At 57.4% G+C, this 15,275-nt stretch carries 12 protein-coding genes; 8 read left to right on the top strand and 4 right to left on the bottom strand.

The window, feature by feature from the left end:
* The first annotated feature begins 65 nt into the window (after nt 1–65).
* From fes to entF, 3 genes are read left to right on the top strand one after another with little or no spacing between them, the layout of a single operon-like run.
* Nucleotides 66–1,283: an enterochelin esterase gene (gene fes / locus OGW44_RS17875; protein WP_016152189.1), complete on the top strand. Its 1,218-nt coding sequence runs from the start codon at nt 66–68 to the stop codon at nt 1,281–1,283.
* 30 nt (nt 1,284–1,313) lie between these two features.
* Nucleotides 1,314–1,532, top strand: coding sequence for an MbtH family protein (locus OGW44_RS17870; RefSeq protein WP_016152190.1), 219 nt, complete (start codon nt 1,314–1,316; stop codon nt 1,530–1,532).
* Entirely contained in the window at nt 1,529–5,419 is a 3,891-nt protein-coding gene (entF, locus tag OGW44_RS17865) for an enterobactin non-ribosomal peptide synthetase EntF (protein WP_185654261.1), read from the top strand. Before OGW44_RS17870 ends, entF begins: the two co-directional genes overlap by 4 nt.
* 45 nt (nt 5,420–5,464) lie before the next feature.
* Here entF and fepC read toward each other — a convergent pair whose 3' ends face one another.
* The 3 genes from fepC to fepD are packed head-to-tail and all read right to left on the bottom strand — an operon-like array spanning nt 5,465 to nt 8,279.
* Nucleotides 5,465–6,286, bottom strand: a complete 822-nt coding sequence (gene fepC, locus OGW44_RS17860) for an iron-enterobactin ABC transporter ATP-binding protein (RefSeq protein WP_016152192.1) — start codon at nt 6,284–6,286, stop codon at nt 5,465–5,467.
* Nucleotides 6,283–7,275 (bottom strand): iron-enterobactin ABC transporter permease, encoded by a 993-nt coding sequence (gene fepG, locus OGW44_RS17855; protein ID WP_016152193.1) that lies wholly within the window; start codon nt 7,273–7,275, stop codon nt 6,283–6,285. The genes fepC and fepG overlap by 4 nt, the downstream gene beginning before the upstream one ends.
* On the bottom strand, nt 7,272–8,279 hold the full coding sequence (gene fepD / locus OGW44_RS17850) for a Fe(3+)-siderophore ABC transporter permease (RefSeq protein WP_109017281.1): 1,008 nt from the start codon (nt 8,277–8,279) through the stop codon (nt 7,272–7,274). The genes fepG and fepD overlap by 4 nt, the downstream gene beginning before the upstream one ends.
* Nucleotides 8,280–8,388: 109 nt before the next feature.
* On the opposite strand from fepD, the gene entS reads away from it, so the two are divergent.
* Nucleotides 8,389–9,627, top strand: a complete 1,239-nt coding sequence (gene entS / locus OGW44_RS17845; RefSeq protein WP_185654262.1) for an enterobactin transporter EntS — start codon at nt 8,389–8,391, stop codon at nt 9,625–9,627.
* Nucleotides 9,628–9,685: 58 nt separating this feature from the next.
* On the opposite strand, the gene fepB is transcribed toward entS, so the two are convergent.
* The gene (fepB, locus tag OGW44_RS17840) at nt 9,686–10,642 is read right to left on the bottom strand and encodes a Fe2+-enterobactin ABC transporter substrate-binding protein (protein ID WP_016155944.1); all 957 of its coding nucleotides are present in this window, start codon (nt 10,640–10,642) and stop codon (nt 9,686–9,688) included.
* A gap of 187 nt (nt 10,643–10,829) precedes the next feature.
* On the opposite strand from fepB, the gene entC reads away from it, so the two are divergent.
* Genes entC through entA form a run of 4 tightly spaced genes read left to right on the top strand, consistent with a single transcriptional unit; the run spans nt 10,830 to nt 15,275 of the window.
* Entirely contained in the window at nt 10,830–12,005 is a 1,176-nt protein-coding gene (gene entC / locus OGW44_RS17835) for an isochorismate synthase EntC (protein WP_185654263.1), read from the top strand.
* 33 nt (nt 12,006–12,038) lie between these two features.
* Nucleotides 12,039–13,649, top strand: coding sequence for a (2,3-dihydroxybenzoyl)adenylate synthase EntE (gene entE / locus OGW44_RS17830; protein ID WP_095715179.1), 1,611 nt, complete (start codon nt 12,039–12,041; stop codon nt 13,647–13,649).
* A 13-nt stretch (nt 13,650–13,662) separates the two neighbouring features.
* Nucleotides 13,663–14,520, top strand: coding sequence for an isochorismatase (locus OGW44_RS17825; protein ID WP_019076241.1), 858 nt, complete (start codon nt 13,663–13,665; stop codon nt 14,518–14,520).
* Nucleotides 14,520–15,275: a 2,3-dihydro-2,3-dihydroxybenzoate dehydrogenase EntA gene (gene entA, locus OGW44_RS17820; protein ID WP_016155947.1), complete on the top strand. Its 756-nt coding sequence runs from the start codon at nt 14,520–14,522 to the stop codon at nt 15,273–15,275. Before OGW44_RS17825 ends, entA begins: the two co-directional genes overlap by 1 nt.

The following is a 15,275-nucleotide window of genomic DNA, read 5'->3' as shown; positions in this document are numbered from 1 at the left end:
GTTATCAATAATATTATCAATATATTTCACGCTAGATCATAAAATTTGACAATAAACATGGGGTTATGGCGGTGACGACGTTAAAGATGGGAAGCGAGGCGTGGTGGCAGTCAAAAAAAGGCCCGGAGTGGGAGCGTGAAGACAACGGAAATTATCGGGTAACCTTCTGGTGGCGCGACCCGCAGGGAACGGAAAAAGAGTCAGCCATTCACCGCGTATGGGTCTATATCACCGGCGTCACCGACCACCATCAAAATGCCACCCCGCAGTCGATGCAACGCATTGACGGAACAAATGTTTGGTGCTGGAGTGTTTCCCTCAGCGCCAACTGGCGCGGCAGTTACTGTTTTATCCCAACAGAACGAAATGATATTTTTGCCGCGCAGACGCCGGGCGAAGCGCCTGACCGAACCGTGCTGCGTGAAGGCTGGCGGCAATTGTTGCCGCAGGCTATTGCCGATCCCCTCAATCCGCAGAGCTGGCAGGGCGGTCGTGGCCATGCGGTGTCTGCACTGGAAATGCCTGATGCACCCGTACAACCGGGATGGGATCGACCTGAAAACCCCGACTCGCCCGCAGTTTGCCTGCAATGGCGTAGCGCAAGACTCGGCAATACACGCCGCGTGTGGGTGTTTACCACTGGTGAAGCTCAGCCGGAAGCGCGTCCGCTGGCTATCCTGCTGGACGGACAGTTTTGGGCACAAAGTATGCCGGTCTGGCCTGCGCTGACTTCACTCACCCATCGCGGACACCTCCCGCCCGCCGTTTATCTCCTGATTGATACCATCGACACGGCTCACCGCAGCCGCGAATTGCCGTGTAATGCGGATTTTTGGTTGGCGGTACAGCAGGAGTTATTGCCGCTGGTGAAGACCACGACCGCGTTCAGTGACGACCCGCAGCGTACCGTCGTCGCCGGGCAAAGTTTTGGCGGGCTGTCATCGCTGTATGCCGGGCTGAACTGGCCCGCGCGCTTTGGCTGCGTGCTCAGCCAGTCGGGCTCTTATTGGTGGCCGCATCGTGGTGGTCATCAGGATGGTGCGATCGTTGAGCAACTGAAGAGCGGAAAGATAAGCGCCCAGGGGCTGCGTATTGTCCTGGAAGCCGGGATCCGCGAGCCCATTATTTATCGCGCAAATCAGGCGCTTTATGCCCAGTTACCCTCTGCACCACAGTCTATTTTCTGGCGTCAGGTTGATGGTGGACACGATGCGCTTTGCTGGCGCGGCGGACTGATGCAAGGGCTGATCACGCTCTGGCAACCGCTTACCGACACGATTTAACCGGACGATGTTCCACGACAGGAGTTGAGTATGGAATTCAGTAACCCCTTCGATAATCCGCAGGGCCAGTTTTACATTCTGCAAAATCCCCAACGTCAGTTTAGCCTTTGGCCGCAGCAATGCTCACTTCCTGCAGGCTGGACGGTCGCGTGCGAACCCCAATCACAGGAAGCCTGCCAGCAATGGCTGGATGCAAACTGGACCACGCTGACGCCAGCGAACTACGTCGATGTGCAGGAGGCTCCATGACTCAACGTTTACCGTTAGTTGCGGCTCAGCCGGGGATCTGGATGGCAGAAAAACTCTCCACATTGCCCTCAGCGTGGAGCGTGGCGCACTACGTAGAATTAACCGGCGAACTGGACGCACCGTTGCTGGCGAAAGCGGTAGTGGCGGGTCTACAGCAGGCCGATACCCTACGGATGCGGTTTAGCGAAGATAACGGCGAGGTCTGGCAATGGGTAGACTCTGCGCTTGCCTTTGCGCCACCAGAAATTATCGATCTGCGCGAAAAATCCGATCCGCATGCGGCAGCGCGCGCCTTGATGCAGGCAGACCTGCAGCAGGACATCCGTGCTGATGGCACTAAGCCGCTGGTTTTTCACCTGCTCATTCAGGTGGGAGAAAAGCGTTGGTATTGGTATCAGCGTTACCATCATCTGCTGGTTGATGGCTTCAGTTTCCCTGCCATTACCCGCCAGATAGCCGCAATTTACCGCGCATGGCTGCATGGCGAGCCCACGCCGGAATCACCTTTTACGCCATTTTCTGAGGTGGTGGAAGAGTATCAACAGTATCGGCAAAGCGATGCCTGGCAACGCGACGGCGCCTTCTGGACCGAGCAGCGAAAGCAACTCCCACCTCCGGCTTCGCTGTCTAACAAACCCCTGCCAGGGCGGTCGGCCAGCGCGGATATTATTCGTCTGAAGTTAACCGCGCCTGAAGGGGAGTTTCGCCGGCTTGCGGCACGTATGCCAGACGTTCAGCGTGCGGATCTGGCCCTTGCGCTGGTGGCGCTGTGGCTCGGACGTTTATGCAGCCGAATGGAATATGCCGCCGGGTTTATCTTTATGCGGCGTATGGGGTCGGCGGCGCTCACGTCCACCGGACCGGTTTTAAACGTCCTGCCATTTGGCGTGCAGTTGAATGCGGCAGAAAGCTTGCCTGCACTTGCCCAACGACTGGCCGCACAGTTGAAGAAAATGCGCCGACATCAGCGATATGATGCTGAGCAAATTGTTCGCGACAGCGGGCGCGCAGCCGGTGCCGAACCGCTGTTTGGCCCGGTACTGAACGTGAAAATATTCGACTATCAACTGAATATTCCTGGCATTCAGGCGCAAACCCATACGTTGGCGACAGGTCCGGTGAACGATCTGGAGCTGGCGCTGTTCCCGGATGAAAACGGCGGGCTGAGTATTGAAATCCTGGCCAATAAACAGCGCTACGATGCCGCGACGTTGGCGCAACATGCATCACGTTTAACCGCGCTTATCGCGCAGTTTGCCGACAATCCGTCGCTATGCTGCGGCGATGCCGGGATGCTGTTGCCGACAGAACATGAGCGGCTGGTGAAGATTAACGACACGACCGTGGCGATCCCGTCCACCACGCTGAGCGCGCTGGTGGCACAGCAGGCCGATAAAACGCCGGATGCCCCGGCGCTGGCTGATGCCCGCTATCAGTTTAGCTATCGTGAAATGCGCCAACAGGTTGTGGCGCTGGCGCGCCGCCTGCGCGAACGTGGCGTACAGCCTGGTGACAGCGTTGCCGTGGCATTACCGCGTTCCGTGTTCCTCACGCTGGCGCTGCACGGTATTGTTGAGGCGGGAGCCGCCTGGCTGCCATTGGATACCGGATACCCGGACGATCGCCTGCGGATGATGCTCGAAGACGCGAAGCCAAAATTGTTGATCGCGACCGAAGAGCAACTGGCGCGCTTTAGCGATATTCCGGAGCTGGAAAGTCTGTGCTACAACGCGCCGCTGCCAGAAGAGGATGCTGCACCGCTGGCGCTATCTCAACCTAATCATACGGCCTATATTATTTTTACTTCCGGTTCTACCGGCAGACCAAAAGGGGTGATGGTTGGGCAAACAGCCATCGTTAACCGTTTGCTGTGGATGCAAAATCACTATCCTCTGACCGCGGATGATGTGGTGGCGCAAAAAACGCCGTGCAGTTTTGACGTCTCGGTATGGGAGTTTTTCTGGCCGTTTATTGCCGGGGCAAAACTGGTCATGGCAGAACCTGAAGCGCACCGCGATCCGCTGGCGATGCAGCAGTTCTTTGCGCAGTCAGGGGTGACGACCACGCACTTTGTTCCCTCTATGCTGGCCGCTTTTGTTGCTTCACTGACGCCGGAAACCGCGCGGGAGAGCTGTGCCTCGCTGAAACGGGTATTCTGCAGCGGCGAAGCCTTACCTGCAGATTTATGCCGCGAATGGGAACAGTTGACTCATGCGCCACTGCACAATTTATACGGGCCAACGGAAGCGGCAGTCGATGTGAGCTGGTATCCGGCCTGGGGGGACGATCTCGCTGCCGTAACGGGCAATAGCGTGCCGATTGGCTATCCGGTATGGAATACCGGTTTACGGATCCTGGACGCCATGATGCGCCCGGTGCCCTTTGGCGTGGCAGGTGATCTCTATCTGACGGGGATCCAACTGGCGCAAGGATACCTCGGGCGAGCGGATCTAACTGCGAGCCGCTTTATCGCCGATCCGTTTAACCCTGGTGAACGCATGTACCGTACCGGGGATGTGGCGCGCTGGCTGGAGAATGGCGCAGTGGAATACCTCGGGCGCAGCGATGACCAGCTTAAAATTCGCGGACAGCGCATTGAGCTCGGTGAGATTGATCGGGTGATGCAGCAACTGCCAGATGTCGAACATGCCGTTGCCCACGCCTGCGTATTCAACCAGGCGGCGGCGACAGGCGGCGATGCGCGACAGTTGGTGGGGTATCTGGTGTCGCAATCGGGGTTACCGTTGGATACGTCTGCATTGCGGGAAACTCTGCGTGAAAAACTGCCTGCCCATATGGTGCCGACGGTATTGTTGCAACTGGCGGAGCTGCCGCTGAGTGCAAACGGTAAACTGGATCGTAAAGCGCTGCCGATGCCGCAGTTGACGTCGCGTACGTCAGGACGTGCGCCGCGAGCAGGGACTGAAACCGCCATCGCGCAGTCTTTTGCGGCTTTGCTGGATTGCGAGGTTAATGACGTAGAGGCTGACTTCTTTGCGCTTGGCGGACATTCGCTGCTGGCGATGAAGCTGGCAGCGCAGTTGAGCCGGATTTTTGAGCGTCAGGTAACGCCTGGGCAAATAATGGTGGCTTCTACTGTTGAACAACTGAGTGCACTGCTGGAGAGCAATGATGATGAACAGTCGCAGCGTCTGGGATTCGAAACGCTGCTGCCGCTGCGTGAAAGTCATGGCCCAACGCTGTTTTGCTTCCATCCGGCGTCGGGTTTCGCCTGGCAGTTTAGCGTGCTGTCGCGTTACCTCAGTCCGCAGTGGTCGATTATTGGCATTCAGTCGCCGCGACCGGATGGCCCTATGCAGACGGCGGAAAACCTTGATGCGGTATGCGAACATCACCTGGCAACGCTGCTCAGCCAGCAGCCTCATGGTCCCTATTATTTATTAGGCTACTCGCTGGGGGGGACGTTGGCGCAGGGAATCGCCGCACGCTTACATGCCAGAGGAGAGACAGTTGCATTCCTGGGGCTGCTGGATACCTGGCCGCCGGAAACGCAAAACTGGCAGGAAAAGGAGGCCAATGGGTTGGATCCCGCGGTACTGGCCGAGATCGAGCGTGAACGTGAAGCGTTTCTGGCAGCGCAGCAGGGGAATGCGTCAGAGGCCTTATTTAATGCTATCGAAGGTAACTACGCCGATGCGGTTCGCCTGCTCACCACGGCACACAGCGTGCCGTTTGCTGGTCACGCCACGCTGTTCGTCGCTGAGCGCACCTTAGTGCCGGGGGTCAGTCCTGAACGCAGTTGGTCACCGTGGATATCCAGTCTGGATGTATATCGTCAGGACTGCGCGCATGTCGATATCATAACTCCTGAAGCGTTTGAGAAGATTGGGCCTGTCATGCGTGACCTGCTCCAAAATATCCAATAAACGTCATCGGGTCAGCGTGTTAAACGCTGACCCGTGTAGTCATCCCTATAGAGATGACTGGGTATGAATTTTCGGTGTACGCCCAAGCGGCACCACTAACGGCGTTCCGGCAACCGGATCGTCGATAATCATACAGCGCAGACCATAGATTTTTTCAATAAGCTGCGCGGTGACGATCTCTTTCGGCGCACCCTCGGCAACAATTTTTCCGTCACGCAGCGCAATCAGATGCGTCGCATAGCGACACGCCTGATTAAGATCGTGCAGAACGGCGGCCAGCGTATACCCTTTCTCCCGGTTTAGCTCACTCAGCAGCTCTAGCAGATCGATCTGATGGCTGATATCCAGCCAGGTGGTAGGTTCGTCGAGCAGCATAATCGACGTTTCCTGCGCCAGCACCATCGCAATCCATGCGCGCTGGCGTTGTCCACCGGAAAGGGTATCCACACTTTGTGACGCAAGATGAGTGATTCCCGTCGCCTGCATTGCGTTTGAGACCGCGATTTCATCCTCATTTCGCCAGCGGGTAAACAATGGCTGATGCGGGTAGCGCCCACGGGCAACCAGCTCCTGTACCGTAATATCACCCGGCGTGGTGGCGTTCTGCGCCAACAAACCTATTCTGCGAGCAACCTCTTTGCTGGCATAGTGCTGGATATGCTCGCCGTCGAGCCAGACCTTACCGTGCGCGGGCGTCATCAGACGACTAAGCGTGCGCAGTAGCGTTGATTTTCCGCAGCCGTTTGGCCCGATAATTGCGGTGAAGTGACCGTCTGGAATCGACACATTGAGGTTTTCCGCTACGGTAAATTTGCCATAACCCAGCGTTAACTGGTCGCCACGCAAACGGGCTACTGATTCGATCATTTTTTGCGGGACTCCTGAATTAACAAGACGATAAGATAAATACCGCCGAGGCTTACGGTGACAACGCCCACCGGAAGCTGATAAGGCATAAACAGCTGTTGGGCGCATAAATCCGCCATCAACAGCAGCAACGCGCCACACAGCGCCGACAGGGTTAATCCCCAGCGCGATGTGCCGCTAATCCGCCGCGCGATATGTGGGGCGACAAGGGCAATAAACGAGATAGGGCCAGCCAGCGCGGTGGCGGCAGCGGTCAGTACAACCGCAACCAGCATCATCATCAGACGTGAGCGCTCTACGCTGACGCCAAGCGCACAGGCGCTGTCATCACCCATTTCCAGTAAACGCATCCGGCGCACCAGCAGCGTGGCGCACACCAGCATAAGGATAATCAGTGGGGCAGAAGGCCAGGTTTTGGCCCAGGTCAGGCCATTGAGCGATCCGGCGTTCCACAGTCCGGCGGTCAGCGCGGTTTCTAATGATGCCTTCAGCAGTAGCCAGGTGTTGAACGCAACCAGCATGGCGCGTATACCGATCCCAATAATAATCAGCCGAAAGGTGTCGATACCATTGCGCCAGGCGAGCGCCCAGACCACCAGAGACGTCAGGACCCCGCCAACCATGGCCGCAAGCGCGATAGCGGTGAGATGCTGTCCGAACAGCACCATTGCCACCAGCACACCGCTCCAGGCACCGGTATTGAAACCCATCACATCCGGGCTGCCCAGCGGGTTGCGCATCAGCGACTGGAATATTGCACCGCTCACGCCGAGCGCTGCGCCAATCAATAGCGCCATCAGCACGCGTGGCAAACGCCATTCGGTCACCACCAGCGTAATACTGCGCGGCGCATCGCCAAGCAGGGCGGCAATAATTTGCTGGGTTTCCAGCGTCACGACGCCGCTACGCAGGCTCCACAAGCCAACGGCGAGACAACCTACAACCAGCAGCAGGCTGCTGACTATCAGGCGGCGGGAGAGGTGCATCATGCGCCACCCCCGCGCGGTTTCCGGCGTACCAGAAAGATAAGCACCGGCGCGCCGATAAATGCGCTGACCACTGAAACGCGCAGTTCGCCGGGGACAATCAGGCGACCGATGATATCGGCAATTAGCAACAGAGAGGGGGTTGCCAGCAGGGTAACGGGCAGCGACCAACGGTGATCTGCCCCCACCAGCCAGCGCGCCATATGCGGCATCATCAGGCCGATAAAGGCGATAGGGCCGACAATCGCGGTCGCACTGCCGCACAGTACGGTAATCACCAACAGGCCAATAAACTGCGTGCGAGCGACTTTGCTGCCAAGCGCGGTGGCGGTGTCGCTCCCGAGGCTCAGGCTATTCAGAGCACGGCTAAGGAACAACGCGACAGCCGCGGCAATCAGTACCGGCACCAGGACGACCTTCAGCGTTTGCAGGCTGCGGATATCCAATGAACCGGCCTGCCAGAAACGCAACTGATCGTAGACATCCGGGTTGAGCAGGGCGATTCCGGTGGATAATCCTTCCAGCACCGCGCCCAGCGCAACGCCCGCCAGCGTCAGGCGTACCGGGCTTAACTGCCCGCCGCCCTGGCTGCCGGTAAAGGCCACTATAAGCGACGCGACCAGCGCCCCGGAAAAGGCCATCAGCAGTTGCTCTTGCGCAGAGGAAAAACCGAACAGCGCGGCTCCCAGCACAATAGCGAAGCTGGCTCCGGAGTTAACGCCCAGAATGCCGGGATCGGCGAGAGGGTTACGCGTGAGCGTTTGCATTAATGCGCCAGCCAGACCCAGCGCCCCACCGGCGAGCAGCCCCGCCAGCGTGCGCGGCAGTCGCGCGTCCAGCACGATGGTGCAATCAGCGCTTTGACAACTGCCGGTAAGTGCATCCAGCACCACGGAGGCAGGTAGCGACTTGGCGCCAATAACCAGACTTAATATCGTGGTGAGAACAAGTAATAACAATAGTCCGGGAACGGCGAAGGCACGTGTCGCGGAAACAGAGCATGACATATCAACTTCCCTGATAATGATAGTAATTATCGTTATCGATCTTATTTGGATATGTTAGCATGTGCAGCCATCGAATGGATATTGAAAAAGTACCTGGTAAGGCTCTGTAATGAATCGACAATCCTGGCTGCTCAATCTCAGCCTGTTAAAGACCCACCCTGCATTTCGCGCCGTCTTCCTCGCCCGTTTTATTTCCATTGTCTCTCTGGGGCTACTCGGCGTGGCGGTTCCGGTACAGATCCAGATGATGACCCAGTCGACCTGGCAGGTCGGTTTGTCAGTAACGTTGACCGGCAGCGCAATGTTTATTGGTCTGATGGTGGGCGGGGTGCTGGCCGACCGCTATGAGCGTAAAAAAGTGATCCTGTTGGCTCGTGGAACCTGCGGAATCGGCTTTATTGGTCTGTGTCTGAATGCGCTGCTGCCCGAACCGTCGTTACTGGCGATTTATTTGCTTGGCTTATGGGACGGTTTCTTTGCCTCGCTGGGCGTGACCGCGTTGCTGGCGGCAACACCGGCGCTGGTTGGGCGGGAGAATTTGATGCAGGCCGGGGCGATTACCATGCTGACGGTACGTCTGGGTTCGGTTATTTCGCCGATGCTTGGCGGGGTATTGCTCGCGACCGGTGGCGTGGCGTGGAACTACGGTCTGGCGGCGGCGGGCACTTTCATTACCTTGCTGCCGTTGCTGAGCCTTCCTGCGCTACCGCCTCCGCCGCAGCCGCGCGAGCATCCGCTAAAATCGCTGCTGGCAGCATTTCGCTTTCTGCTTGCCAGCCCGCTGATTGGCGGCATTGCGCTGCTTGGCGGTCTGTTGACTATGGCGAGCGCCGTGCGCGTGTTGTATCCCGCGTTGGCGATTAACTGGCAAATGTCGAGTGCGCAAATAGGTCTGCTGTATGCGGCCATTCCTCTTGGCGCGGCGGTGGGCGCGTTGACCAGCGGACAACTGGCGCACAGCATTCGTCCGGGACTGATCATGCTGGTATCGACCGTGGCTTCGTTCCTGGCTATCGGTCTGTTTGGGTTGATGCCGGTCTGGGAGCTTGGCGTTGTCTGCCTGGCGCTGTTCGGCTGGCTGAGTGCGGTCAGCTCTTTGTTGCAGTACACCCTGTTACAGACGCAGACACCAGAAGCGATGCTCGGGCGAATTAACGGTTTGTGGACTGCGCAGAACGTTACAGGAGATGCGATCGGCGCGGCGCTGTTAGGGGGATTGGGGGCGATGATGACACCGGTTGCTTCGGCAAGCGTAAGTGGGTTTGGGCTGGTGATTGTCGGTCTGCTACTGCTGCTGTTGCTGGGAGAAGTGCGCCGATTCCGACAAATGCCTGTGAATGCCGGATAGCGTTGTCCTCTACGGTTTATAGGCCGGATAAGGCGTTAGCCGTATCCGGCGCTGGCGATTAAAAGAGTGCCGACAGACGTTGCAGCAGCAGGGTCGCGCTGTAGTAGTCGAGACGGAAGGTTTCCGTACCCAGGGCGTAAACACGTTTATTCTGCACGGCAGGCAGATGTGCCAGCAGCGGATTAGCATAAATGGCGTCGGCATCTTTGTTGTCGCCAGCGAACAGGAACAGCGCTTCGCCGTTCAGGCCCGCCGCCAGGTTCTCACCGCCAAGCTGGATGATATCGTGGCGTTTGCCCTGACTCTGGCTGGTGTGCAATCCGGCAGGCAGCGGTGCCAGGGTGAAACCTAACTGCTCCATCAGCTTGCCCTGCGCCGACTCAGGCGTCCACAGGTTGGCGCTGTGCGCTGCAGCGGTGTACACCAGCGCGCTGACCGGTTGCGGCGGCAGGGTAATACGCTGCTTGACCGCCTGCAGTTGCTTATCAAACTCGGCAATACGCGCAGCCGCCTGTTGCTCCTGACCGGTAATTTCACCTAACTGCGTCAGCAGCGCCTGCCAGCTTTTGTCGTCGTAATTAATGATGAGCGTTGGCGCAATGGTGGACAGCTGATCGTATAGCGCGAGGGCTGAATCTCCCCCGGTGGCGCTGATCAGAATCAGATCCGGCATTTGCGCTGCCACGGCCTCAGCGCTCGGTTCGCCGATATACAGGCGGCTCAGTTTGCGCGCTTTTGCCACTTCGCTCCACTGGCGTAAAAAGCCCTGTGCATCGCCGATGCGATTGTTCGGCGTAGTAGCGCCGCTGGCGATGACCGGGGCATCAATTGCCAGCAGCGAGCCGGTGAGGGTGACGCTGGTGGAGACAATTCGCTGCGGCTTATGTTCCAGCGTATGCGTACCACGACTGTCGGTAACCTGACGCGGCCAGTCGGCGGCATAACCTGAAGAAATTCCTGAAATAGACAAACCTGCCAGTAAGAGCACGGTGCGGCAAAAAGAGGGGAGACTCACGAATCAGCATCCTGTTATCAGTATAAGTAATGCTTCTCATTTTCATTGTTAGTGGGCAAGGATGCAAGCCAAAGTCGCACATTGTGCTGCCACAAGAGTTGACATACCGCCGCTTTGCTTTTAGGTTAGCGACCGAAAATATAAATGATAATCATTATTAGAGCTTTTATCATTTTTGGAGGATGATATGGAAACGTCACTGGCCGAGGAAAAAACGCAGACTATGCCGACGCTCGCTCCCGACAGTTTTTTCTTTATGTCGCCGTACCGTAGTTTTACGACGTCAGGATGCTTCGCCCGCTATGCGGAACCGGCAATTGATGGCGATTCGCCAGACAGCCCTTTCCAACAGAAAATGCATGCACTGTTTGCTGATGCCAAAGCGCAGGGTATCGCTAACCCCATCATGGTCGGGGCGATTCCTTTTGACACCCGCCAGCCGTCATCGCTGTTTATTCCCCAGTCGTGGCAGACGTTCTCCCGAACGGCGAAGCAGCAATCATCTCGTTACTTTAACGCGCATCAGTCGCTGAACGTTGTTGAACGTAAATCGATCCCGGAACAGAACTTCTTTGAAGATATGGTCGCTCGCGCGGCTGCGCTGACGGCAACCCCGGAAGTCGACAAAGTGGTGTTGTCACGCCTGATCGATATCACCGCTGATGCCAATATTGACAGCGGGGCGCTGCTGGAGCGCCTGGTGGCGCAAAATCCGGCGAGCTACAACTTTCACGTTCCCCTTGAAGACGGTGGCGTATTGATTGGCGCCAGTCCGGAACTGCTGTTACGCAAAGAAGGCGATCGTTTCAGCTCATTACCGCTGGCAGGCTCGGCACGACGTCAACCGGACGATGTGCTGGACCGTGAGGCGGGCATCCGCCTGCTGGCGTCCGAAAAGGATCGCCATGAGCACGAACTGGTGACGCAGGCCATGAAAAATGTCCTGCGCGATCGAAGCCGTGAACTGCAACTCCCTTCTTCTCCGCAACTGGTCACCACGCCTACGCTCTGGCACCTCGGCACGCCGTTTGAGGGTAAAGCCAACGCGCAAGAAAACGCCCTGACGCTCGCGTGCCTGCTGCATCCGACGCCTGCGCTGAGCGGCTTCCCGCATCAGGTTGCGCGCAAACTGATCGCCGAGCTGGAGCCGTTCGATCGCGAACTGTTCGGTGGTATTGTCGGCTGGTGTGATGCCCAAGGCAACGGCGAATGGGTGGTGACGATCCGTTGTGCGAAGCTGCTGAGTAATCAGGTACGTTTCTTTGCCGGTGCCGGGATTGTTCCGGCTTCGTCCCCGGTTGCGGAATGGCGTGAAACGGGAGCCAAACTCTCCACGATGTTGAATGTTTTTGGACTGCATTAAGAGCCTTATTGACCAGGCCTCTAAGGAGCGATAATGAGTATTCCTTTCACCCGTTGGCCGGAGGAGTTTGCCCGCCGCTATCGTGAAAAAGGTTACTGGCAGGATTTGCCGCTGACCGACATTCTGACCCGTCACGCCGACAGCGACCATACGGCTGTGATCGATGGCGAACGCCACCTGAGCTATCGCCAACTGAATCAGGCCACTGACAATCTCGCCTGCAGCCTGCGCCGTCAGGGGATCAAACCCGGCGAAACCGCGCTGGTGCAACTGGGCAACGTGGCTGAGTTGTATATCACTTTCTTTGCGCTGCTCAAGCTGGGTGTAGCCCCGGTGCTGGCATTATTCAGCCATCAGCGAAACGAACTTAACGCCTATGCCAAACAGATCGAACCTGCGCTGCTGATTGCCGATCGTCAGCATGCGTTGTTTAGCGGAGACGATTTTCTTAACGCTTTTGTGGCTGAACACAATTCAGTGCGCGTGGTGCAACTGCGCAATGACGAAGGCGAACACAATCTGCAAACGGCGATAAGCCAGCCTGCGACTGATTTTTCCGCCACGCCATCGCCTGCTGATGAGGTGGCCTATTTCCAGCTTTCAGGCGGGACTACCGGGACGCCAAAGCTGATTCCTCGTACCCATAACGATTACTACTACAGCGTGCGTCGCAGCAATGAGATTTGCCGATTCACCGGGGAAACGCGTTATTTATGCGCGATCCCGGCGGCGCATAACTACGCGATGAGTTCGCCTGGCGCGTTGGGGGTATTCCTGGCTGGCGGCACCGTCGTGCTGGCGGCTGACCCGAGCGCCACCCTGTGCTTCCCTCTGATTGAACAGCATCAGGTTAACGTCACGGCGCTAGTGCCGCCAGCGGTGAGCCTGTGGCTGCAGGCAATTGCGGAGTGGGGGAGCAATGCGCAATTGGCTTCGCTGACGCTGCTACAGGTCGGTGGGGCACGGCTTTCCGCCTCGCTTGCGGCGCGTATTCCGGCGGAGATTGGCTGCCAGCTGCAGCAGGTCTTCGGCATGGCGGAAGGGCTGGTGAACTACACCCGTCTGGACGACAGTCCTGAACGCATCATCAATACCCAGGGCCGCCCGATGTGTCCCGATGATGAAGTCTGGGTAGCAGACGCTGACGGCAACCCTTTAGCCCTGGGAGAAACCGGGCGCCTGATGACGCGTGGCCCATACACCTTCCGCGGTTACTTCAACAGTCCTGAGCACAATGCCAGCGCCTTTGACGCCAACGGTTTTTACTGCTCCGGCGATCTGATCGCCATCGATCGAGATGGCTACATCACCGTCCAGGGACGCGAGAAGGATCAGATCAACCGCGGTGGAGAGAAGATCGCTGCAGAAGAGATTGAAAACCTGCTGCTGCGCCACCCGATGGTGATCCATGCCGCGCTGGTCAGTATGGATGACGAACTGATGGGCGAGAAAAGCTGTGCCTGGTTGGTGGTAAAAGAGCCGCTGCGAGCGGTGCAGGTGCGTCGTTTTCTACGCGAACAGGGCGTAGCGGAATTTAAATTACCTGACCGCGTAGAGTGTGTTGAGTCGTTACCGCTGACTCCGGTTGGGAAAGTAGATAAAAAACAATTACGTCAGTGGCTGGCATCACGTTCACTGGCCTGAAGGAGAATAAGAGATGGCAATTCCTAAACTGCAGGCTTATGCGCTACCCACGGCGCTTGATGTTCCGGTGAACAAAGTGGACTGGGCGTTTGACCCCGAACGCGCCGCACTGCTGATCCACGACATGCAGGACTATTTTATCGGCTTTTGGGGCGATAACTGCCCGATGATGGAGCAGGTCGTCGCTAACATCGCCGCACTGCGTCAGTACTGCAAAGAGCATAACATTCCGGTGTATTACACCGCTCAGCCGAAAGAACAGAGTGATGAAGACCGCGCTCTGCTCAATGATATGTGGGGACCGGGACTGACGCGTTCGCCGGAACAGCAGAAAATCGTTGAGGCGCTGGCGCCGGATGAAGCGGATACCATTCTGGTGAAATGGCGTTACAGCGCATTTCATCGCTCCCCGCTGGAACAGATGCTTAAGGAAACCGGACGTAATCAACTGATCATTACCGGCGTGTATGCGCATATTGGCTGTATGACCACCGCAACGGACGCCTTTATGCGCGACATCAAGCCGTTTATGGTTGCCGATGCGTTGGCAGACTTTAGCCGTGACGAACATCTGATGTCGCTGAAATACGTGGCGGGACGCTCCGGGCGTGTGGTGATGACTCAGGAATTATTACCGACGCCGGTACCGGCCAGCAAAGATGCGTTACGCAGCGTTATTCTGCCGCTGCTCGATGAGTCCGAAGAACCGATGGATGACGAAAACCTGATCGACTACGGACTGGATTCCGTGCGCATGATGGCGCTGGCGGCGCGCTGGCGTAAGGTTCATGGCGATATTGACTTCGTGATGCTGGCGAAAAACCCGACCATTGACGCCTGGTGGACGCTGCTCTCTCGCGAGGTGAAGTAATGTCTGGATTTGACTTCGCAGGGAAAACCGTCTGGGTAACCGGCGCGGGAAAAGGGATTGGCTACACCACGGCGCTGGCGTTTGTGAAAGCGGGTGCTGAGGTGACAGGATTCGATCGTGAATTTTCTCAGAATAACTACCCGTTTGCCACCGAAGTGCTGGATGTGGCGAATGCTGAACAGGTGGCTGAGGTGTGTCAGCGCGTCCTGCAAACGCGCGAGCGGTTGGATGTGTTGGTCAATGCGGCGGGTATTTTGCGTATGGGGGCCACCGATGCGCTGAGCATTGAGGAGTGGCAGCAGACGTTTGCGGTTAACGTTGGTGGGGCGTTCAATCTGTTTCAGCAGACGATGGCGCAGTTTCGTCGCCAGCAGGGCGGGGCAATCGTGACCGTCGCGTCGGATGCGGCGCACACGCCGCGTATCGGTATGAGCGCATACGGTGCGTCAAAAGCCGCGCTGAAAAACCTGGCACTGACCGTCGGACTTGAACTGGCAGGCAGCGGTGTGCGTTGCAATGTGGTTTCGCCAGGCTCGACCGACACCGACATGCAGCGTACGTTGTGGGTCAGCGATGACGCGGAGCAACAGCGCATTCGTGGGTTTGGCGAGCAGTTTAAGCTCGGCATTCCGCTGGGGAAAATCGCTCGTCCACAGGAAATCGCTAACACGATTTTATTCCTCGCTTCCGATCTGGCGAGCCACATTACGCTTCAGGATATCGTGGTGGACGGCGGCTCCACGCTGGGGGCATGA

This window comes from Citrobacter sp. Cb023 (assembly GCF_030336805.1).
In the GTDB taxonomy this organism is placed as follows: domain Bacteria; phylum Pseudomonadota; class Gammaproteobacteria; order Enterobacterales; family Enterobacteriaceae; genus Citrobacter; species Citrobacter braakii.
Note: the sequence above shows the minus strand (reverse complement) of the source record. Positions and strands in the feature narration are given on the sequence as shown.

What these genes read in the sequence shown, in the direction of transcription:
- fes (WP_016152189.1), top strand. Translation starts at nt 66, where the DNA reads ATGGCGGTGACGACGTTAAAGATGGGAAGCGAGGCGTGGTGGCAGTCA.
- OGW44_RS17870 (WP_016152190.1), top strand. Translation starts at nt 1,314, where the DNA reads ATGGAATTCAGTAACCCCTTCGATAATCCGCAGGGCCAGTTTTACATT.
- entF (WP_185654261.1), top strand. Translation starts at nt 1,529, where the DNA reads ATGACTCAACGTTTACCGTTAGTTGCGGCTCAGCCGGGGATCTGGATG.
- fepC (WP_016152192.1), bottom strand. Translation starts at nt 6,286, where the DNA reads ATGATCGAATCAGTAGCCCGTTTGCGTGGCGACCAGTTAACGCTGGGT.
- fepG (WP_016152193.1), bottom strand. Translation starts at nt 7,275, where the DNA reads ATGATGCACCTCTCCCGCCGCCTGATAGTCAGCAGCCTGCTGCTGGTT.
- fepD (WP_109017281.1), bottom strand. Translation starts at nt 8,279, where the DNA reads ATGTCATGCTCTGTTTCCGCGACACGTGCCTTCGCCGTTCCCGGACTA.
- entS (WP_185654262.1), top strand. Translation starts at nt 8,389, where the DNA reads ATGAATCGACAATCCTGGCTGCTCAATCTCAGCCTGTTAAAGACCCAC.
- entC (WP_185654263.1), top strand. Translation starts at nt 10,830, where the DNA reads ATGGAAACGTCACTGGCCGAGGAAAAAACGCAGACTATGCCGACGCTC.
- entE (WP_095715179.1), top strand. Translation starts at nt 12,039, where the DNA reads ATGAGTATTCCTTTCACCCGTTGGCCGGAGGAGTTTGCCCGCCGCTAT.
- OGW44_RS17825 (WP_019076241.1), top strand. Translation starts at nt 13,663, where the DNA reads ATGGCAATTCCTAAACTGCAGGCTTATGCGCTACCCACGGCGCTTGAT.
- entA (WP_016155947.1), top strand. Translation starts at nt 14,520, where the DNA reads ATGTCTGGATTTGACTTCGCAGGGAAAACCGTCTGGGTAACCGGCGCG.